At 69.2% G+C, this 19,859-nt stretch carries 20 protein-coding genes; 13 read left to right on the forward strand and 7 right to left on the reverse strand.

All coding sequences use genetic code 11. From position 1 onward, the window contains the following. Positions 1-238 precede the first annotated feature (238 nt). The 3 genes from CXY79_RS11090 (at position 239) to CXY79_RS11100 (ending at position 1,874) form a co-directional block, all read left to right on the forward strand. The gene (locus CXY79_RS11090) at positions 239-937 is read left to right on the forward strand and encodes an NTP transferase domain-containing protein (RefSeq protein ID WP_104101313.1); all 699 of its coding nucleotides are present in this window, start codon (positions 239-241) and stop codon (positions 935-937) included. A gap of 83 nt (positions 938-1,020) precedes the next feature. Continuing rightward, positions 1,021-1,305 (forward strand): ATP-dependent Clp protease adapter ClpS, encoded by a 285-nt coding sequence (gene clpS / locus CXY79_RS11095; protein ID WP_233191428.1) that lies wholly within the window; start codon positions 1,021-1,023, stop codon positions 1,303-1,305. Continuing rightward, positions 1,302-1,874 (forward strand): DUF2017 family protein, encoded by a 573-nt coding sequence (locus tag CXY79_RS11100; RefSeq protein WP_104101316.1) that lies wholly within the window; start codon positions 1,302-1,304, stop codon positions 1,872-1,874. The genes clpS and CXY79_RS11100 overlap by 4 nt, the downstream gene beginning before the upstream one ends. A 19-nt stretch (positions 1,875-1,893) precedes the next feature. Here CXY79_RS11100 and CXY79_RS11105 read toward each other — a convergent pair whose 3' ends face one another. Both CXY79_RS11105 and CXY79_RS11110 read right to left on the reverse strand, forming a co-directional pair. Beyond that, a complete protein-coding gene (locus tag CXY79_RS11105) occupies positions 1,894-3,210 on the reverse strand; it encodes a glycosyltransferase (RefSeq protein ID WP_104101318.1) in 1,317 nt (438 codons plus the stop codon). After that, positions 3,207-5,438, reverse strand: a complete 2,232-nt coding sequence (locus tag CXY79_RS11110) for a glycosyltransferase (RefSeq protein WP_104101683.1) — start codon at positions 5,436-5,438, stop codon at positions 3,207-3,209. Before CXY79_RS11110 ends, CXY79_RS11105 begins: the two co-directional genes overlap by 4 nt. Positions 5,439-5,531: 93 nt before the next feature. Between CXY79_RS11110 and CXY79_RS11115 the strand changes: the two genes are divergently transcribed. Beyond that, positions 5,532-7,847: an FdhF/YdeP family oxidoreductase gene (locus CXY79_RS11115; RefSeq protein ID WP_104101320.1), complete on the forward strand. Its 2,316-nt coding sequence runs from the start codon at positions 5,532-5,534 to the stop codon at positions 7,845-7,847. An 8-nt stretch (positions 7,848-7,855) separates the two neighbouring features. After that, the gene (locus CXY79_RS11120; protein ID WP_233191429.1) at positions 7,856-9,232 is read left to right on the forward strand and encodes a phosphatase PAP2 family protein; all 1,377 of its coding nucleotides are present in this window, start codon (positions 7,856-7,858) and stop codon (positions 9,230-9,232) included. Here the strand turns inward: CXY79_RS11120 and fdhD are convergent. The 3 genes from fdhD to fdhA form a co-directional block, all read right to left on the reverse strand. Next, a complete protein-coding gene (gene fdhD / locus CXY79_RS11125; RefSeq protein ID WP_104101323.1) occupies positions 9,229-10,089 on the reverse strand; it encodes a formate dehydrogenase accessory sulfurtransferase FdhD in 861 nt (286 codons plus the stop codon). The two genes, CXY79_RS11120 and fdhD, sit on opposite strands and share 4 nt — an antisense overlap. Positions 10,090-10,095: 6 nt before the next feature. Then, positions 10,096-11,124, reverse strand: a complete 1,029-nt coding sequence (gene moaA / locus CXY79_RS11130) for a GTP 3',8-cyclase MoaA (RefSeq protein WP_104101326.1) — start codon at positions 11,122-11,124, stop codon at positions 10,096-10,098. Positions 11,125-11,255: 131 nt separating this feature from the next. Further along, on the reverse strand, positions 11,256-12,470 hold the full coding sequence (fdhA, locus tag CXY79_RS11135; protein ID WP_104101328.1) for a formaldehyde dehydrogenase, glutathione-independent: 1,215 nt from the start codon (positions 12,468-12,470) through the stop codon (positions 11,256-11,258). A gap of 191 nt (positions 12,471-12,661) precedes the next feature. On the opposite strand from fdhA, the gene CXY79_RS11140 reads away from it, so the two are divergent. The 8 genes from CXY79_RS11140 to CXY79_RS11175 all read left to right on the forward strand — a co-directional run bounded on the left by CXY79_RS11140 (position 12,662) and on the right by CXY79_RS11175 (position 18,882). Next, positions 12,662-13,912 carry a ThiF family adenylyltransferase gene (locus CXY79_RS11140; protein ID WP_104101331.1) on the forward strand — a complete coding sequence of 417 codons (1,251 nt, stop codon included), beginning with the start codon at positions 12,662-12,664 and terminating at the stop codon, positions 13,910-13,912. 2 nt (positions 13,913-13,914) lie between these two features. Continuing rightward, positions 13,915-15,213 carry a gephyrin-like molybdotransferase Glp gene (gene glp / locus CXY79_RS11145; RefSeq protein ID WP_104101334.1) on the forward strand — a complete coding sequence of 433 codons (1,299 nt, stop codon included), beginning with the start codon at positions 13,915-13,917 and terminating at the stop codon, positions 15,211-15,213. Then, entirely contained in the window at positions 15,210-15,707 is a 498-nt protein-coding gene (moaC, locus tag CXY79_RS11150; RefSeq protein WP_104101336.1) for a cyclic pyranopterin monophosphate synthase MoaC, read from the forward strand. Before glp ends, moaC begins: the two co-directional genes overlap by 4 nt. A gap of 2 nt (positions 15,708-15,709) precedes the next feature. Continuing rightward, positions 15,710-16,393: a molybdenum cofactor guanylyltransferase gene (locus CXY79_RS11155; RefSeq protein WP_199186756.1), complete on the forward strand. Its 684-nt coding sequence runs from the start codon at positions 15,710-15,712 to the stop codon at positions 16,391-16,393. A gap of 6 nt (positions 16,394-16,399) precedes the next feature. After that, positions 16,400-16,687 (forward strand): DUF6457 domain-containing protein, encoded by a 288-nt coding sequence (locus tag CXY79_RS11160; protein ID WP_104101339.1) that lies wholly within the window; start codon positions 16,400-16,402, stop codon positions 16,685-16,687. Then, positions 16,687-16,926: a MoaD/ThiS family protein gene (locus tag CXY79_RS11165; RefSeq protein ID WP_104101341.1), complete on the forward strand. Its 240-nt coding sequence runs from the start codon at positions 16,687-16,689 to the stop codon at positions 16,924-16,926. The genes CXY79_RS11160 and CXY79_RS11165 overlap by 1 nt, the downstream gene beginning before the upstream one ends. 131 nt (positions 16,927-17,057) lie before the next feature. Then, positions 17,058-18,383 (forward strand): MFS transporter, encoded by a 1,326-nt coding sequence (locus CXY79_RS11170; RefSeq protein ID WP_104101344.1) that lies wholly within the window; start codon positions 17,058-17,060, stop codon positions 18,381-18,383. Positions 18,384-18,414: 31 nt separating this feature from the next. Then, on the forward strand, positions 18,415-18,882 hold the full coding sequence (locus tag CXY79_RS11175; RefSeq protein ID WP_104101347.1) for an SRPBCC domain-containing protein: 468 nt from the start codon (positions 18,415-18,417) through the stop codon (positions 18,880-18,882). Positions 18,883-19,272: 390 nt separating this feature from the next. Here the strand turns inward: CXY79_RS11175 and CXY79_RS11180 are convergent, their stop codons facing one another. Together CXY79_RS11180 and CXY79_RS16005 are read right to left on the reverse strand one after the other, a co-directional pair. Then, entirely contained in the window at positions 19,273-19,632 is a 360-nt protein-coding gene (locus tag CXY79_RS11180) for a hypothetical protein (RefSeq protein WP_104101349.1), read from the reverse strand. A gap of 8 nt (positions 19,633-19,640) precedes the next feature. Beyond that, a complete protein-coding gene (locus CXY79_RS16005; RefSeq protein WP_158250273.1) occupies positions 19,641-19,793 on the reverse strand; it encodes a hypothetical protein in 153 nt (50 codons plus the stop codon). Positions 19,794-19,859: the final 66 nt, after the last annotated feature.

Genomic DNA, 19,859 nt, shown 5'->3' on the forward strand with positions numbered 1-19,859 from the left:
GAAACCTAGACAGGAAGCGGCGTGCGGCCGTTAAGGCGCTCCGAAACACCCACAGATGAAGCAGGAGAGCCGAGATTTTGCTTAGAACCGGCCCCGAGCATCCATTTGGGCGCGAAATCGGTGAAATCTCCGTCGAATTCGTCAGGGGTTGATGGACTAAAAGGTGAGAATCGTGCGGGCCGTGCCCGACCGACCTTCACACCCGTGCCCACACCCGCACCGCCCTACGATGGCAGGCATGGCCACTTCCTCCGCACCAATCGCCGGCCTCGTGCTCGCAGCCGGCGCCGGCTCCCGTTACGGCATGCCGAAGGCACTTGCGCAGGGCGACGACGGCATCCCCTGGCTGGTGCGCACGATCCGCACGCTCACGGATGCCGGCTGCTCACCGGTGATCGTCGTGCTCGGCGCCGAAACCGCAGAAGTCCGGGCACTGCTCCACCAATTCGGCATGACCCCGTCGGTCGTCCTCACGCAGGCTGAAGACTGGGCAGAGGGACTCTCCGCGTCCCTGCGGGCGGGCCTGCGACAAGCCACCGAGCTGCAGGCCACCGAGCTCCTGCCTGCTCCGGTCGCCGTGGCGATCGTCCCGGTCGATATCCCGGGTCTGCTGCCCGGCACGGTCGCACGACTGATCGGCACCCTGCCCATCGACACCCTGCCCGGTGACACCCTGCCCGGTGACACCGTGCCCGGTGCCACCGTGCCCGGTGCCACGGATGCCGACGCGAACCCCGTCGGCCCGCTCACGCTCCGGCAGGCAGGCTTCGACGCCCGCCCGGGACACCCGGTGGTGATCGGGCGAGCACACTGGGGCGCGCTCATCGACACCGCCACCGGCGACACCGGCGCACGTCCCTACCTGCAGTCTCACAACACCCGGCTGGTCGATTGCGCCGACCTCGAGACCGGGCTCGACGTCGACACGCGCGATTGAGCACCGAAACCGCACCGCACCACGCCCCCGGACACCGGCCACGCCGGGTTGGAATTGCCCCCCCTCCGTGTGAGGCTTAACCCGTGCCGAAGACTGACGAACGACTCGATCTGCGAGACGCCGTGTCCCTCGATCGCCCCTGGATCACCATCGTCTGGGACGACCCGGTGAACCTGATGTCCTACGTCTCCTACGTGTTCCGCAGCTACTTCGGCATCTCCGCCTTGGAGTCCGAGCGCCTCATGCTGCAGGTGCACAACGACGGGAAGGCCGTCGTCGCTTCCGGCAACCGGGAAGCAATGGAACGCCACGTCGAAGCCATGCACGGCTACGGGCTGTGGGCCACCCTCGCCAAGGCCGACGCATGATGCAGTTCATGACGGGCAGCGAGAACGCCGGCAGCGTGACCGCCCGGTTCGAACCCGTCGAGATCGGCCTGTTGCGCCTGGCCGCGAGCCAGCTGATTGACCTGCTGGAGGGCGCCGAAACCCACGCACTCGGCACATCCGGTGACCCGGCCCTGCGTCGGCTGCTGCCGGATGCCTACGCCGATGACCCCGAGGCCGCCGCGGAATTCCGCCGGTTCACCGCCGATGACCTGCTCGAGCGCAAGGTGCGGAACGCCCGGTGCATGCTTGCGACGCTCGGCGAGGAACCGCCCGCCGACATCGCCGACGAACCGAACGACGCCGAGCTACCTGCGACCGCCGACGCGGCCGCATCCGCCGAGGCGCCCGTGATTATCGACCTCGACGCCGACGACGTGCAGTCCTGGCTGCGCACGCTCACCGACCTGCGCCTCACCCTTGCCGAACGCCTCGAGATCGGGCCCGACGGGGTGCCGGCGCGGAGCGCCGACGCGGCACCGTTCCTGAACGACATCTACGACTGGTTCGGTATGGTGCAGGAATCCCTGGTCTACGCGATCGACGTCTGACCTCCCGGATACTCGCAACCTACAGCTCGACCGGCACCGCCAGCAGCGCCGCGTACGCGCGCTTGGGCCCGGCCCCGCCCTGCAGCGAGGAACTCAACCGATCCAGGCTTCGCCGGGCGTCCCCGTCGAGCGCGAGCAGTTCGGCTATTCCGGCCCGAAGCTCCTCAACCGTAGCCGTGTTGGGCGCGAGGGACAGCCCGAATCCGGCCGCTTCGACCGCGGCGGCCCCGGCGAACTGGTCGGTGGAGAAGGGCAGCAGCAGCAGTGGCACCCCCGAGGTCATCGCCTCGGTGACGCTGTTGTTGCCGCCGTGCGACACCGCCAGAGCCGAGCGCGCCAGCACGGTGACCTGCGGCAGGAACGCGCGCACGAGCCAGGAGTCGGGGATCGGCCCGAGTTCCGCGGGGTCGGTGGCACCGGTGGCGACGGCCACCCGCACGTCGAGTGCGGCAAGCGCCTCGGCCACCCGGGCGAGAACATCCCCGCGCACCGACAGGAAGCTGCCGAAACTGACATAGACGATGGGCCGGTCACTGTCGGCGGCGAGCCAGGCGTTCACCTCGTCGTCGGCGGCCTCGTTGCGCACGGCGGAGCCGAGGAACGCGTGCGCCGGCAGCAACTCGCCACGTGCGGTGTCGTGCAGCTCGGCCGGATAATTGAGCAGCAGGATGTCTCCGGACTCCATGAACGCATCCGGGCTCGGCAGCGCGGCCGGGTCAAGAACCCGCAGGGCGTCGTTCCACTGGGTGGTGAACGCATCCCGCACGCTCTCGCAGATCGTCAGGAGTGCGCCGAGGTCGTCGCTGTCGGGCGCGAAGGCGAGCGGCCACTCCGGCGGGAAACCGTAGACCTCCGCGCCCACGGGCAGCGCCGACGGGTGACCGAGCACCACATCGGCGTGACGGATGCCCGCACTCACCAAAGCGAGGCGCGCACTGAACGCCAGGTGATCGACGATCACGTGGTCGGGTTGCACCTCGGCCACGATGAGCTGTACCGCGCGGGCCACCTCCACCGGGTTCCAGAGCAGGTCGCTGCTGCGTGCCTTGGCCTGGAAACAGAGCGTTTCCACCATTCCGAGCCGGGTGGCGTCGAAGAACCCGCGGAGCGCGTCGTCCTCGCCCGTCGGCTGTTCCTCGGCGCGGATCGTGCCGGGGTTCGAGCCGCGGCCCAGTTGCAGGGGTATGCGCTCGAATCCGAACGCGGCCACGATGTCGGCAGTGGCCGAACCGCTGGCCACCACGACGCGTTCGCCGGCCTCCAGCCACGCGGTGCCCAGAGTGGCCAGCGGGAACAGGTGGGAGGCGTAGTCCGGGCTGATGATCAGCAGCGTCATGAAACGCTCACCAGGTACGCGCCCGACTCGTTCGTGTCGGCGACGTCGCGGTAGACCCGGGTCAGCGTCTCAGCCATGGCCTGGATCGTGAAGGAACGCGACACCATTTCCCCGGCCCGGTCCGCGTACTCCGGTCCGAGAGGGCCGGCAGCCAACTCGAGTGCAGCGATGATCCCGCCCGCCAGGGCCGTTTGGTTGCCGGTGTCGACGAGGAAACCCGTCACTGCGTGCTCCACATAGGTGGCCGGGCCGCCGGAATTCGGGGCGACGACGGTGAGCCCGGTCGCCATGGCCTCAAGCAGGGCGATGCCGAATTCTTCCTTCATGCTCGCGCAGACATACGCCCCATTGGGGGCCGCCAGTCCGGGCCGGCCGTACCGGGCCGCGGCCAGCCAGTGCGCCACGGTGTCGTTGGTGCGGTGCCCGGCGAGCAGTAGGCCCTGGTCGGCCGCATTGGCGAGGTCGACGACCGCGGCCATCTGGTCCAGCTGGCTTTTCTCGTCGAGGGAGGGAGAATTCAGGTCCCCGCCGAGGATGAGCAGGTTGCAGCGGGCGCGCAGGTTGGCATCCGCAGCCCACGCCTGAACCAGGGCAGCCATGCCCTTGACGCGGTGCAGGCGTCCGACGGTGACGGCGAGCGGAAGCCCGCGCCGGCTCGGCGGGAGGGTGGTGAGCAGGTCGTCCAGTTCGGCTAGCGCCGCTGCGCCCGCCGCGCCCGCCGCGCTGGTCACGCCGGTCGCCCCGGTCGCGTGCGCGGCGGGCGGGTCGGCCGCGAGTCGGGCATCCGCCAGGGCACGCTCGATCACGGCGAGGTCGATGCCCTCCGCGATCACGGAGTGGCGTTCCGGATGCTGCCGGATATCGATTCCCACAAGGTCGCGCATGTCACGCCGCAGCTCGGGCCTCGGGAAGAGAACAGTGTGCGCGGCATCCGCGGCCAGCCGCTGAACGAGCCGGGCCCGGAACCAGAAGTGCTCGGTCTCGTCGACCGTGCCGAAGTTCGCCCGGGTGAGCACCCCGGAACTGTCGAGGGAGTGGATGACGCTGTGCGGGTCGGGGGCCACCGTGAACACGATCGGAATGTCGAGCTCGCGGGCGACGGTGGAGGCAGCCAGCGTGCCGATGTCGGCCATTCGCAGGTGGATCGCGTCGACGGTGCCGGCGGCGCGCAGAATGCGACGGATGCCGCGCTGCGTCGCAATCCGCCGCGGCCAGGCATCGACCGAGGCGACGGGTTCGCCCAGGAAGGGCACGGTCGCGAAGGCGTGCTCCGCGAGGGAAGACCCGACCTCGGACAGAGAGGTGAGCGCGCCGGCGAAGCTGCCGCGGGAGAGGGTGAGCACCCGTTCCACGGAGCCGCCGCGCTCACTGCCGCCGCTGCCGTTGCCGCCGGAGACGAGCGCGTCGCCCAGGCGCACGAGCAGCGTGGCGATGCCGCCGTTATCGCCGGCTCCCACCTGGCTGAGTTCGCGGTCGATGTCGGCGTGCAGGAAGAGTTGGGCCACCGTCAGCCCCCGGCTCCACGGCGGGCGCGGGTAGGCCGGCACGGTCAAGTCGATCAGGGCGAGCCGGGCCACGTCGGCAAGCACGCCGCTGCCCTGCGACAGGTCGCTCACGATACGGATGTTGGCCTCGTTCGGACCGAGGTCGCCGATGGCCGCGATCGCCGCCGCACGCACCGCGTTCGGCTCGGAGCCGTCGACTGCGACCCGGCGCAGCAGACGTTCGGGGATGCGCCCGGCGATGAGACCCATCGTTTCGACCAGGCGGGCGCGGGCGCCGCACTCATGCACGCCGATCAGGGTGCCCTCGAGGGCGAGCGCCACATGCACCGGCACCGACGAGCTCCACTGCTCCAGCGTGCGCTGGGCGATCATGCCGGAGAAGCCGCCGTCGACCACCATGCTCAGCAGTCCGGAGATCGCCTCGAACCGGGGCAGCCGGGCGCCGAACGCCCAGGCCGTGTGTTCGCGGATGAAGAGGGAGTCGTGGGTGAGCAGCGACACGAGCACGTCATCCGCGGACTCGTCGAACACCTGGCCGAGCGAGTGAATGGCTGCGATCGCGGTCAGCTGGTCGCCAGGGTCGGTCGCCGCCTGCGCGAGCAGGCGCACGGCGCGGATGCCGCCGTCCCGGCTCGCTGCGATGGTCAGGTCGTCGGCGCAGCGAATGCCGTCCAGGATTGACCGGGTCTGCCGCATCGTGTCCAGCGTCGTGTGAGTGCCCACGGTGCCCCCTCTGTCTCCTGCTTCAAGCAGTCCGATCCGAACATACACGTAGCCGATGTCGGAACGCCCTGTGAAATGGAGCAAAATGGTCACATGACACGACGCGCTCCGATCGAAGACATCAACGAAGACAATCTGGTCGTCACGAAGCCGAAGAAGTCCGCGGCCGGAGTGGAAGCGGTTCTGGTGGCGCTCGATCGCGGGTTCGCGCAGGCCGGCGTTCCCCGCACGGCGAAGGCGCTGCTGCGCCTCAACCAGCGCGACGGCACCGACTGCCCGGGCTGCGCGTGGCCGGAGTCGCAGGGCCACCGCAAGACCGCGGAGTTCTGTGAGAACGGCGCCAAGGCCGTCGCCGAGGAGAGCACCCTGCGCACCGTGACGCCGGCGTTCTGGGCCGAGCACTCGATCGAGGAGCTCGCCACGAAGACCGAGTACTGGCTCGGCAACCAGGGCCGCATCACGCATCCAGTGGTCATCCGTCCCGGCGACACGCACTACTCCCAGATCTCCTGGAACGAAGCCTTCGAGCTCATCGGCGAGCGGATCCGAGCCACCGTTCCCGACCGTACGGTCTTCTACACCTCGGGACGCACCGCCAACGAGGCGGCGTTCCTCTACCAGCTGTTCGCCCGCTCGATCGGCACGAACAACCTGCCCGACTGCTCGAACATGTGCCACGAGTCCTCCGGAAGCGCCATGAACGCCACCATCGGCATCGGCAAGGGCACCGTTTCGCTCGAAGACATCCACCATGCCGAGCTGATCCTCGTCGTCGGCCAGAACCCGGGCACCAACCACCCGCGGATGCTGTCGGCCCTCAAGGAGTGCAAGGACAACGGTGGCCGGGTCGTCGCCGTCAACCCGCTGCCCGAGGCCGGGTTGTTCAATTTCAAGGATCCCCAGTCGGTCTCCGGCCTGATCGGCGATGGCACAGCACTCGCCGACGAGTACCTGCAGATCAAGGTCGGCGGCGACCTGGCCCTGTTCCAGGCCCTCGGCCACCTGCTGCTCGAAGCGGAGGAGCGCGTTCCCGGCTCCGTCGTCGACGCGGAGTTCGTCGCGGCGAACACCCAGGGCCTCGACGAGTACCGCGCCGCCCGCACGACCATCGACTGGGCCGAGACGGAGAAGGCCACCGGGCTCACCGCGGTGGAGATCTCCACCGTCGCGCAGATGATGATCGACTCCACGGCCACGATCATCTGCTGGGCGCTCGGACTCACTCAGCAGCCGCACTCGGTCAACACACTCAAGGAGATCATCAACCTGCTCCTGCTTCAGGGCAACTTCGGCAAGCCGGGCGCCGGCGCCTGCCCGGTTCGCGGCCACTCCAACGTGCAGGGCGACCGCACCATGGGCGTCTGGGAGAAGCCCAAGGAATCGATGCTCGCCGCGCTGGACAAGGAATTCGGCATCGAGTCCCCTCGCAAGCATGGCCTCGACTCGGTGGACACCGTCGCGGCCTTCGAGAACGACGACGTCGACGTGTTCGTGTCGATGGGCGGCAACTTCGCCCTCGCCTGCTCCGACACAGTGGCCCTCGAGGCGGCAATGCAGCGCGTGGGCCTGACCGTGCACGTGTCGACCAAGCCCAACCGGTCGCACATCATGCACGGCACGACCTCGCTGATCCTGCCGACGCTGGGGCGCACCGACACGGACGACAAGCACCCGGGTGGTCGCCAGGTGCTCTCGGTCGAGGACTCCATGTCGGTCGTGCGCACCACGCAGGGGCGTCTGGACCCGGTCTCCGAGCACTTGCTCGCCGAGCCCGTCATCGTCGCCCGGATGGCCAGCGCCACCCTCGGCGACGACCACGTGATCGACTGGAAGGCGATGGCCGACGACTACGACGTCATCCGTGACCGCATCTCGCGGGTTCTCCCGGGCTTCACCGATTTCAACGCGCGCCTCAAGACGAAGAACGGTTTCGTACTGCCCAACCCACCCCGCGACACCCGCAGCTTCGCCACCGACATCGGCCGGGCCCGGTTCACGGTCAGCCCGCTCGAGTACCTCACCCCGCCGGCCGGCCACCTGATCCTGCAGACCATGCGCAGCCACGACCAGTACAACACCACGTTCTACGGCCTGGATGACCGCTACCGCGGAATCTCCGGCGGCCGCCGGGTCATCCTGATCCACCAGGACGACGTCACCGAGCTGGGCTTTGCGGACCGCGACATGGTCGACGTGATCAGCACTTTCCGGGGCGAGGAGCGGCGCGCCAACGAGTTCCGCCTGGTGGTCTACCCCACCCCGCGGGGCTGCGCGGCCGCGTATTTCCCCGAGGCGAACGCCCTGATGCACCGCGAGCTCGTGGCCCGGGAGTCGAACACCCCCGGTTACAAGGCCATGTCCGTGCGATTCATCGCCCACGAGGCAGCGAATTCAGCACCGCTGACGTGAGCCGAGGCGTGAACACGGGCGCTGGGGCACAGCGCGTCACCCACTGGTGGCCGCTGCTCTCCGGGCTGGTCACCGTCGCGCTGGCGGTGGGTCTGGGCCTGGTCATCTCCCGGAACGGCAAGCCGTTCGCCCTGGACACGGAGTGGATGATCGCGGTGTCCGGCAATCGGGCACCGGTGTGGGATTCCCTCGCCCTCGTGATGAACAGCCTGGGCGGCGGTCTCACCGCCTCCGTCGTCGTGCCCGGTCTGCTCATCGGCCTGCTCCTGTTCTTCAAGCGCCCGTGGGCCGCGGGCTTCGCCCTCGCGGTAACCGTGGTCTCCGGTGCCGCCGTGCACCTCCTCAAGTGGCTGTTCGGCCGGGCCCGCCCGGTCGAGCTCGACGATCTGTTGGTCAGCGTCGATTTCGGGTCGTTCCCCTCCGGCCATGTCGCCAATGCGGCGACGCTGGCGATAATCCTGGCGCTGCTCTTCCGGTTCTGGTGGGTGTGGCTGGCCGGGGCGCTGTACACGGCGCTGATGATGCTCAGCCGCACCTACCTGGGCGCTCACTGGCTGACCGACACCGTCGGGGCGGCACTGCTCGGCATCGGGATCGCGGTGGTGGTCTGGGCTCCCCTGGCCGTGACACTCGATCGCGAACGCCGACGCAGCCGCGCGTCGCATCCGTGGCGCACGTTCCACGACCGGTACGTCGTCGAGACGTGGGAACGCAATGCCCGGTCCCGCCGCATGCTCCAAGTCACCGCGATCGCCTGCCTGGGTTTCGGCGCCGTCGTCTTCACGCTCACGCTGCTGAGTGTGCAGAGCGGCGGCGGCGTCACCGCGATCGACCTCCCCGTGCAGGAGTGGCTGCTGGAAGCCCGGTCCCCCGTTCTGACGACCGTGATGGTGGTGCTGGCGGTCGTATTCGGGCCGGTCGCGCTGCCCCTGATCGTGCTGGTCGTGTGTGTCGGCTGGGGTCTTCTCACCCGGCACGCCTGGCGCCCCCTGCTGCTCGCCGGTGCCATGGCAACCGGCGTGGTGCTGGCCCAGGTCATCGGACGCACGGTCGGCCGCGAGCGGCCGCCGATCGACCTGATGCTGTACGGCACGGATCTCACGTTCTCGTTCCCCTCCGGCCACGTGCTGGGTGCATCCGACTTCCTGCTGGTGACCGCCTACCTTCTGCTCTCGCGCCGTTGCAGCATGCGGGCCACCACCCTCGGTCTCAGCATCGCCGTGGTCGGCATCGCGCTGGCGGCCCTCAGCCGCCTGTACCTCGGCTACCACTGGACCACGGATGCCCTGGCCTCCGTTTCGATCTCCCTGATAGTGGTGGGCTGCGTGATCACGGTCGACACCTGGCGCACCGGGCGGGTGGTCGAACCCGCGGAGCGCGGCTAGCCGGGGACGCTCTGCGGCGTCCGCTCGCCGCTCGTGATGCGTTCCGCCCCGGCGTAGATCACCATGGAGTCGCCGCGCAGGAACCCGACCACCGTCATGCCTACCTCGTCCGCGAACTCGGCGGCCAGCGACGACGGCGCCGACACGGCGGCGAGCACCGGAATCCCGGCCATCAGCGCCTTCTGCGCCAGTTCGAAGCTCGCCCGGCTCGACACCATCAGCACCGTGCCGGTGAGCGGAAGCAGGTCTTCCTTCAGCGCCCAACCGATGACCTTGTCGACCGCGTTGTGGCGGCCGACGTCTTCGCGCAGCACCAGCATCCGCCCGGTGGTCCCGTCGAAGAGGGCGGCCGCATGGATGCCGCCGGTCTTCTCGAAAACGTCCTGGGCGTCGCGCAAGACCTCGGGAAAGCTCGTCAGGAGCTCTGCGTCGACCTGAAGCGGGTCAGCCGTCACCGGGAACGCCGACTTCGTGCGCACGGCGTCGATACTGGCCTTGCCGCAGAGCCCGCAGGAACTGGTCGTCAGGAACGATCGCTCCAGGCTCGGGTCGGGCGGTGTGACCCCGGGCGCGAGCGACACGTCGAGCACGTTGTAGGTGTTCACGCCTTCGACGGTGGCGCCGGCGCAGTACCGGGCCGTGGAAAAGTGCTCGTTCCGGGTGATGACGCCCTCCGACACCAGGAACCCGGCGGCGAGGTCGAAATCGTTGCCGGGGGTTCGCATCGTGACGGCGAGGGAGCGGCCGTTCACGCGGATCTCGAGTGGCTCTTCGACCGCCAGCACGTCTTCCCGGCTGGTGGGATTCTCGCCCGCCGTCAGTCGCACGACCTTGCGCCTGGCCGTGATCCTGCTCATCTGGATTCACCCACCGATGTACGACATTTCGATTCTCTTCTTGCCGGATGCGCGCAGCCGGCCGGTCTCGGCGCTGCGCAGCTCCGAATAGCGGTCCGTGCGCTCGCGCCAGATCTGCTTCAGCACCTCGGCCAGCTGCTCATCGGTGCAACCGCCGCGCATCAGGGCACGCAGGTCGTGCCCCTCGGTCGCGAACAGGCAGGTGAACAGCTTGCCGTCGGTGGAGACCCGCGCCCGCGAGCAGGAATGGCAGAACGACTGGGTGACACTGGAGATCACGCCGATCTCCCCCTCGCCGTCGCGGTAGCGCCACCGGCGGCTGGTCTCACCGGTCTTGTTGGGGGCCACCTCCTCGAGAGGCAGTTCAGCGTTGATGCGGGCCACGACCTCGGCCGAGGGCACCACGTCACCCATCTCCCAGCCGTTGCTCGAGCCCACGTCCATGAACTCGATGAACCGGAGGATGTACGGGGTGCCTTTGAAGTGGCGCGCCATGGCAACGATGTCCTGATCGTTCTGCCCGCGCTTGAGCACCATGTTGATCTTGATCGGGCCGAGCCCGACCGAGTGGGCCACGTCCAGGCTGTTCAACACCTTGGCGACCGGGAACTTCACGTCGTTCATGGCCCGGAACGTGGCGTCGTCGAGCGAATCCAACGACACCGTGACGCGCTTCAGCCCGGCGTCCTTCAGAGCCCGGGCCTTCAGCGCCAGCACCGAACCGTTGGTGGTCATCGCGATGTCGATCGGGCGGCCGTCCGGGGTGCGGAGCGCCGCCAGCATCGCCACCAGTTCCTCGATCCCTTTGCGCAGCAGCGGCTCACCGCCGGTGAGGCGGATCTTCTCGACCCCGTGCGCCACGCTGATCCGCGCCAGCCGGGTCATCTCTTCGAAGGAGAGCAGTTCGTCGCGTTCCATGAAAGCAAAGTCCTTGCCGAAGACCTCTTTGGGCATGCAGTACACGCAGCGGAAGTTGCAGCGGTCCGTGACCGAGATGCGCAGATCGTGCAGCGGGCGTTGGAACTGATCAATCATGTCTCCACACTAACCGCCGCCCTCCGCGGCAACAGTCCTTCGGGACGGTGACAAATGCCCGGCCTCAGCAGAACAGGGCATCCGACCCGGGCGAACCGCGGGCCGGATGTCCTGTTACCGGTCGAACGCGCTTACTTGATGTACTGGTTCGGGTTCAGCACGTATTTGATCGACTTGCCGGCGTCGAACTCGGCGTAGCCGCGCGGGGCATCGTCCAGGCTGATCGCCTGAGCGTTGACGGCCTTCGCGATCTGCACCTTGTCGTGCAGGATCGCCATCATCAGCGACCGGTTGTACTTCATCACCGGGGTCTGACCGGTAGCGAAGGACAGGGACTTGGCCCAGCCGAGGCCCAGCCGGATGGACAGCGAGCCGACCTTCGCCGCCTCGTCGACCCCGCCCGGGTCACCCGTGACGTAGAGGCCCGGGATGCCCAGGCCACCACCGGCGGCCGTGACCGTCATCAGCGAGTTCAGCACCGTGGCCGGACGCTCCGTTCCGGCATCCTTGCCGTGGCCGCGGGCCTCGAAGCCGACCGCGTCCACGCCGCAGTCGACCTCGGGCACACCCAGGATCTGCTCGATCTGATCCTGCGGTTCGCCCTTCCGCAGGTCGATGGTCTCGCAGCCGAAGCTGCGGGCCTGCGCCAGCCGCTCCTCATTGAGGTCGGCGACGATGACGACGGCGGCCCCGAGCAGCTGAGCGGATGCCGCCGCGGCCAGACCCACCGGGCCCGCTCCGGCGATGTATACGGTCGATCCGACCCCGACGCCCGCGCTGAACGCTCCGTGGAAGCCGGTCGGGAAGATGTCCGAGAGCATGGTGAGGTCCATGATCTTCTCCAGCGCCTGGTCCCGGTCCGGGAACTTCAGGAGGTTCCAGTCCGCGTACGGCACCAGCACGTACTCGGCCTGGCCGCCGACCCAACCGCCCATGTCGACGTAGCCGTAGGCGCTGCCCGGGCGGTCGGGGTTGACGTTGAGACAGATTCCGGTTTTGCGCTCCTTACAGTTGCGGCACCGGCCGCAAGAGATGTTGAACGGCACCGAGACGATGTCGCCGACCTTGATGAACTCGACGTCGGGTCCGCATTCGACCACCTCGCCGGTGATCTCGTGGCCGAGGACGAGGTCCGACGGCGCGGTCGTGCGCCCGCGAACCATGTGCTGGTCCGAGCCGCAGATGTTGGTGGTGACCGTGCGGAGGATGACCCCGTGCGGCACCTTGCGGCCCACGTTCGCCGGGTTGACACCCGGTCCGTCTTTCAGCTCGAAGGTCGGGTAGTCGATGTCGATGACCTCGACGACGCCCGGGCTCTTGTAGGCAACTGCTCTGTTCCCAGTCATGAAGTACCTTCCTAGTTCCTGTTTGCTTCCCTCACAGCGAGACCCGTCGGGCCGCGCGAGACTGCATCGAAATTTCTAGTTGGTGCCTGTTTCACATCTAGAGGACTACATTGCGGCCTGAAATTCAAGGGGTGTGCTCAGATGACTGTTTTGGGTACACACCGGGCGCTGCCAACGCCTACCGTGGAAGCATGGCCATTCCCCCCCTTGTCGAGCCGATCGCCCGCCTGAGCGGCGCCGAATCCGTTCGCACCGCCCGCCAACGCCGTCTGCCCCAGCTCAACGAGCTCGGCCAGCGCCGCCTCGCCAACGCCCGGGTGCTCGTGCTCGGCGCCGGCGGGCTGGGGTCCCCCGCGCTCATCTACCTGGCTGCGGCCGGCGTGGGAACGATCGGCATCGTCGACGGCGACGACGTCGAACCCAGCAACCTGCAACGCCAGATCGTGCACGGCCAGGCGGATGTCGGACGCCCCAAGGTGGCCAGCGCCGCCGAATCGATCGCCCAGATCGCGCCGGAGGCCGTGGTCGTGCAGCACGCCGAACGGCTCGACGCCGGCAACGCCGCCGCGATCATCGGCGGTTACGACGTGGTCATCGACGGCACCGACAACTTCCCCACCCGTTTCCTGGTCAACGACACCTGCGCGGCCCTGGGCCTGCCACTGGTCTGGGCATCCGTTCTCCGTTTCGACGCCCAGCTGTCGGTGTTCTGGGCCACCCCACCGGCCGAGAGCGGCCTCACCGGGGTGCATCTGCGCGACCTGTTCCCGACCCCGCCCACAGAGGGTGAGGTGCCCAACTGCGCCGAAGCCGGCGTGCTCGGCGCGCTCTGCGGCCAGGTGGGCTCGCTGATGGCCACCGAGGCGATCAAGCTGATCGCCGGTATCGGCGCTCCGCTGATCGGGCGCGTGCTCGTGATCGACGCGCTCTCGGGCCGTTTCACCGAAGTGCCCCTGATCGGCACCGGCATCGCCGCCGCCGACCCGAACCCGGCAGCGACCCTCGCCGCCGCCCGCGGCTCCGCTCGGGCCGCCACCGCTGGGGCCTGGTCGACGCTCACCCCGGTGGAGCTCGTGGCCCGGCTCACTGCCCGCGCCGAGGGAACCGACCCGTTCGTGCTGGTCGACGTGCGCGAGCCCGACGAGCACGCCGAGAGCGCCATCCCGGATGCCGTCCTGCTGCCTCTCGGCGACCTGCTCACCGAGGCCGGAATGGCCACCCTGCCGCGGGACGTGCCGCTGGTGCTGCACTGCCATCTGGGGCCGCGGGCCGAACGCGCCGCGATGGCCCTGGACGCGGCCGGCTTCACCGGCCTCACCCTGCTCGCCGGCGGGATCGTCGCCTGGGACGTCGCCGTCGCCGCACGCACGGCTCCCGGCCGGGGCAGCAAGTGGGCCGGCGACGCCGTGTCCAACGAATCGACGACCACAGCGGGGAACTGACCATGACGGGGAACACGCACGAGCACACCCACGAGCACGACGCCGACGCTTGCGCCGTACCGGTCTCGGCCCGCAGCGTCGCCGACCAGCTCTCCTTCGTGCTCGCCGCGGTCGCCCCGCTGCCGCCCGTGCTGGTCTCGCTTGACGAGGCGCTGGGCCTGATGCTGGCCGAGGATGTTCGGAGCGCCACGGACACACCTCCCTTCGACAACTCGGCCATGGACGGCTATGCCGTCCGGCGCGCCGACCTGCTGCAGGCCTCCGCCGAGCACCCGGTGACGCTGCCGGTGGTCGCCGACCTCGCGGCCGGAACCAGCCAGAACCCGCACCTGGAGACCGGGCAGGTGGCCCGGATCATGACGGGGGCGCCGCTCCCGGACGGGGCGGATGCCGTGGTTCCGATCGAAGACACCGATCAGGGCATCGACACGGTCACCGTCGTGCGGGCGCCGCAGCCGGCAGCGCACATCCGTCGCGCCGGCGAAGACGCCCACGCCGGCGACACCGTGCTCACCCGCGGCTCGGTGCTCTGGCCGACCCGGGTTGCCGCGGCCGCCAGCGCCGGAACCTCGTCGCTCCGGGCGCACCCGGCTCCGCGCGTGGCCGTGATCTCCACCGGGAGCGAGCTCGTCACCCCCGGCGAACCCGCCCGGCGCGGCCAGATCCCCGACTCCAACTCCTACCTCCTCGCGTCGGCCGTCACCGCCGCCGGTGGGGTGCCGATCCGGCTCGGCGCGGTTCCCGACGACGAGAACACGCTCCGCAGCCTGCTGGCCAGCCTCGCCGGCACGGTCGACGCCATCGTGCTCTCCGGCGGGGTGAGCGTCGGCGCCTACGACATCGTCAAGGCCGTGCTCGCGCCGCTCGGCACCGTACGGTTCGGGCCGGTCAAGATGCAGCCGGGCAAGCCTCAGGGTTTCGGCCGCTGGCCGGCCGACGACAATGCAGTCGAGGGACCGCTCATCTTCGCCCTCCCCGGCAACCCGGTCAGCGCCTTCGTGTCGTTCGAGGTGTTCGTGCGGCCGGCCCTGCGCCGCCTCGGCGGGCACATCGACCTCTTTCGCCCCACGATCTCGGCGACCGCCGGGGAGAGCTGGGACTCCCCGCCCGGCCGTGCCCAGTACATGCCGGTGACCCTCGAGGGCGTGGGAATCCGCAGAGTGGTCCGCCGGTCCGCCGCGGGTGGGTCGGGATCCCACCTCGTCGCCGGGCTTGCTCAGGCCGTCGGGCTGGCCATCGTGCCGGAAAACGTGACGCGGATTGCCGAGGGCGACCGCGTCACTGTCATGCTGTTGACATGAGCATCCGCGACCTGTCCGCACACCCCTTCACGCATCTCGACTCTTCCGGCCAGGCCCGCATGGTCGACGTCACCGAGAAGCAGCCCACCGTGCGCAGCGCCACCGCCGCCGGCTTCGTGGCCTGCGGACCGACGGTCATCGCGGCCCTTCGCGACGGCAGCACCCCCAAGGGCGATGTGCTCGCCGTGGCCCGCATCGCCGGCATCCAGGGTGCCAAGAAGTGCGCCGACCTGCTCCCCCTCGCGCATGTGATCGGGGTGCACGGCGCCGCCGTCGACCTCGTCATCGAAAACACCGGGGTGCGCGTCACGGCCACCGTGCGCACGGCCGACCGCACCGGCGTCGAGATGGAGGCGCTGACCGCCGTGTCGATCGCCGCCCTCGCCGTGGTCGATATGGTCAAAGGCCTCGACAAGTCCGTTTGGATCGAGAACGTGCGCCTCATCACGAAGACCGGAGGGAAGTCCGGCGACTGGCACCGCCCGAACGAGTAGCGATGACCCGAGCAGCCATGAGCGTCGACCTGATCGTGCTGGCGGGCGGGCGCGCCCGGCGCCTCGACGGCGCGGTCAAGCCCGCGGTCGAGGTGGCCGGGCGCACGCTGCTCTCCCGGGTGCTGGACGCACGCGGTCTCGCCCGGAACGTTGTCGTGGTCGGGCCGGAGGAGGCCCGTGCGGCCGTCCCGGACGACGACACGGCCGAGCTGACCTGGACGCTCGAAGATCCCCCGTTCGGCGGCCCGGTCGCCGGCATCGTGGCGGGACTCGCGGCGCTCGAGCACGCGACCGCGTCCGGGCCTGCGGACTGGGTGCTCCTGCTGGCCTGCGACCTGCCGTGGGCAGCGGATGCCGCCCGCCTACTGGTGCCGGCGGCGTCCGACCCGGGGCTGCCGGCATCCGTTCACGGCCTGCACCTGGTCGACGCGGGCGGCCGCGCGCAGTGGCTCGCGGGGATCTACCGTCTGGCGCCGCTGCGGGCGGCCGCGCACCGGCTCGGCGCCGACGCCCACGGCGCCAGCATGCGCGGACTGCTGGCCCCGCTCGAGCTGCGGGGCGTCCGCGACCAGAACGGCAAGGGGAGCGACGTGGACACATGGCAGGATGTGGAGAGGAGTTCCGCACTGCTGACCAGCACCCCACCGTGGAGCAATCCGACCGCGGAGCAATCCGATGAGGAGTGATACCCAATGAGCGCCTCGACCCCGCTTCCCCCTGAGGCTCTCGACGAGTGGCTGGTGGCCCTCGCCGCCGCACTCGGCCTGGATCCGGCCGACATCCCCGTGGGCACGCTGCTCGACGTGGCCCGCGACGTGGCCCACAACGTGGCCCGGCCCGCCGCCCCGCTGAGCACGTTCCTGGTCGGTCTGGCCGCCGCCCGGAACGGCGGCACACCCACCGCCATCGAGGCCGCCAGTGCGCTGGCCACCCGGCTCGCCCTCACCTGGCCGCCGGACCAGCCGGAGGTGACACGCTGATGGCGACCATCCGTTTCTTCGCCGCGGCAGCCGAATCCGCCGCCGCCGACGCGGCCGCGATCGATGCCGCCACCATCGGCGACTTGCGCGCCCAGCTCACCAGCCTCTACGGCGACGAGTTCGAGCGCATCCTCGGCCGGTGCTCCCTGCTCGTGAACGGCACGCGGGCGACGGATGACACGGTGCCGCTCTCCGGGAGCGACACCGTCGACGTGCTGCCGCCCTTCGCCGGCGGCTGACGCCCGCCGATTTCGGTTCTGTACGACCGAATCATTTTTCACGGCGTTCACGCGTTGTCGCATTTCCGCTGTACCGCGAGGGTGGAAGCTACGCGGGCCTGGTGCCCGGCAGCAACCAGCCGAGGAAGTCCATGTCAGTCGCAACGTCCCCGCAGTTCGCCTCGAAACTCAAACCGGATCTGTCCAACTGGGACCCGGAGAATGACGAGACCTGGGATCCGGGGCTCGCCTGGCGCACCCTGTGGATCACCACCTTCAGCCTGACTCTGAGCTTCGCGGCCTGGTACCTCGTCAGCGCGATCGCCCCGCGTCTGAACGACATCGGCTACTCCCTCGCACCCAGCCAGCTGTACTGGCTCGTCGCCCTCCCCGGGCTCGCCGGCGGCCTGCTGCGCCTGGTCTTCATGTTCCTGCCGCCGATGATGGGCACCCGCAACCTCGTCGCCATGTCGTCGGCCCTGCTCATGATCCCGATGCTCGGCTGGACCCTCGCCGCCCGGGACACGTCGACGCCGTACTGGGTGCTGCTCTCCCTGGCGTTCGCGGCCGGCATCGGCGGCGGAACCTTCTCCGGTTTCATGGCATCGACCAGCTACTTCTTCCCCAAACGCCTCGCCGGTACGGCTCTGGGCCTGCAGGCAGGCCTCGGCAACTTCGGCATCGGCCTGATGCAGCTGATCCTGCCCTGGGTCGTCGGATTCGGTCTGCTCGGCACCGCCGCCCTCACCCCCCAGAGCAGTGCCGACGGTGACCTCGTCTGGCTGCACAACGGTGGGCTGGTGCTCATCCCCTGGGCTCTGCTTGCCATCGTCCTGGCGGTGATGTACCTGCGCCGGGTGCCGATCACGGCGAACTTCCGCCAGCAGATGGACATCTTCCAGGTCAAGCACACCTGGATCATGACCGCCATCTACCTGATGAGCTTCGGCGCCTACAGTGGCCTCGCCGCCCAGATGGGCCTGATCATCCTCAACGTCTACGGCGACTTCCCGGATGCCCCGAACCCGCTGGCCTTCGCATTCATCGGCCCCGTCCTCGGCGCCCTGGTGCGGGCGGCGAGCGGCCCGTTCTGCGACAGGTGGGGCGGCGCGATCTTCACGTTCATCGGTGGCCTCGGCATGGTGGCGGGAACTGCCCTCACCGCCTTCTTCCTCACGCCGACCAGCGTGGACGAGTTCTGGGGCTTCCTCACCGGCATGTTGATCATCTTCTTCTTCGCCGGGCTGGCCAACGCCGGCACGTTCAAGCAGATGCCGATGATCTTCCCGAAGCGTCAGGCCGGCGGAGCCATCGCCTGGACCTCCGCCATCGCGGCCTTCGGACCGTTCGTCGTGGGCATCTCGCTCACCATGATCAGCCCGACCGCGTTCTTCGCCGGCTGCGCCGTGTTCTGCGTGTTCTGCACCTGGCTCGCCTGGTTCTACTACGCCCGCAAGGGTGCTCCCTTCCCCAGCTGATCGATCTGCCGGAGCGGAGTACGATCCCCGCATGGAACAGCTGCACTTCACGATTCGGATCGACGCTCCGGTACACGCCGTCTGGAGCACGATGCTGGACGCGTCGACCTACCGGGACTGGACCCGGGCGTTCCATGAGGGTTCCCACTACGTCGGAAGCTGGGCGGAGGGCAGCACGATCCGCTTCCTTGCCCCCGGCGAGGATGCTTCCCACAGCGGGCTGGTGGCCACGGTCGTCGAAAACCGGCTGGACGAGTTCATCTCCCTGGAAATCCACGGTGCTGTCTCCCGGGGCATCGACGACACCACGAGCGCTCACGCGCGGCGGTTCGCGGGCGCGCACGAGGACTACTCCTTCAGCGAGTCCGACGGGGTGACCACACTCGTGGTGACCGTCGACACCGACGAGGAATTCACGGCCATGTTCGCTGCGGATTGGCCCCGCGCTCTCGCGCGGCTCGCGGAGCTCGCCGAGGAACGGGCCGCCACCGCCGACTAGCTGCCCGAATCCTGCCAGCCGTGGGCGATGAAGGGGTCGGACTGGGAGTTCCGCGCCCCGAACGGAGCGAAGCGGGTGGTCGACGCCCGATCCGCACCAGCGCTGCTGCCCATCCGGCGGGGGCTGTGGCCAACTCAGGAGATCCGTCCGGCCGGGCCGAACATCCACACTGGTTCCGCACTGATCCGTGGCGGCCGGTGCATGCCGGCAACGGATGTCCTGAGTTGGCCGCACACACACACACACACACACACACACACACACACTCGCGCGCGACCGGGCCTAACCCGCGGAAGAGTCAGGGGAGCCAGAATCTCCGCCGAGTGGACCCGCGAGGTTGCCGCCGGCGTGGGCGCCGACAGCTCCGTGACCGACTGAGTTCAGGCCGGCTCAGTCGTCGTCTTCGCCCCCGGCGGGCGCCGGTGCTCCCCCGGCCTCGGACCAGACGGCCGCCGCCCCGCTGTGACCGATGCGCACGGCCTGCACGATGGTTCCCATGGCGGCGCCCAGCGCGGCCACGGCCAGCACGATGGCCACCCACTTCGGGGTGCGGGCGACGGATGTCCGGCCGCCGACCTCCCGGTAGTTCCACCAGAGCAGAACGGCAGCGACCACGACCAGGGCGGCAACCCGGGGCAGCAGCCCGTCGGCCAGCTCGGAATGGGTCTCGACCAGCGCGGTCTCGGTGACCCGCTCTCTCAGCGCCTCCCCGGATTCGCGCGCCAGCGGCACGAGAACGAGTGCGGCCAATGCGAGGATCAGCGGCAGGAACTTCGCCCACCGGCGAAACCGGGGCCAGAGGGCCGCGACGACGACGACGAGGGCGCCGTGGGAACGACGACCGCGGTCGCGTGCACCACGAGGGGGTGCACAGGCAAACCGAAGATGGTGTCGAGCAGCGCATCGAACATGTGTCTCCTTCTGGGTATCCTCAGGCACGAAATTGGACCCACACCGGCAATGCTAGGCACCGGAGC

The organism is Cryobacterium sp. M96 (genome assembly GCF_002929845.1).
In the GTDB taxonomy this organism is placed as follows: Bacteria; Actinomycetota; Actinomycetes; order Actinomycetales; family Microbacteriaceae; genus Cryobacterium; species Cryobacterium sandaracinum.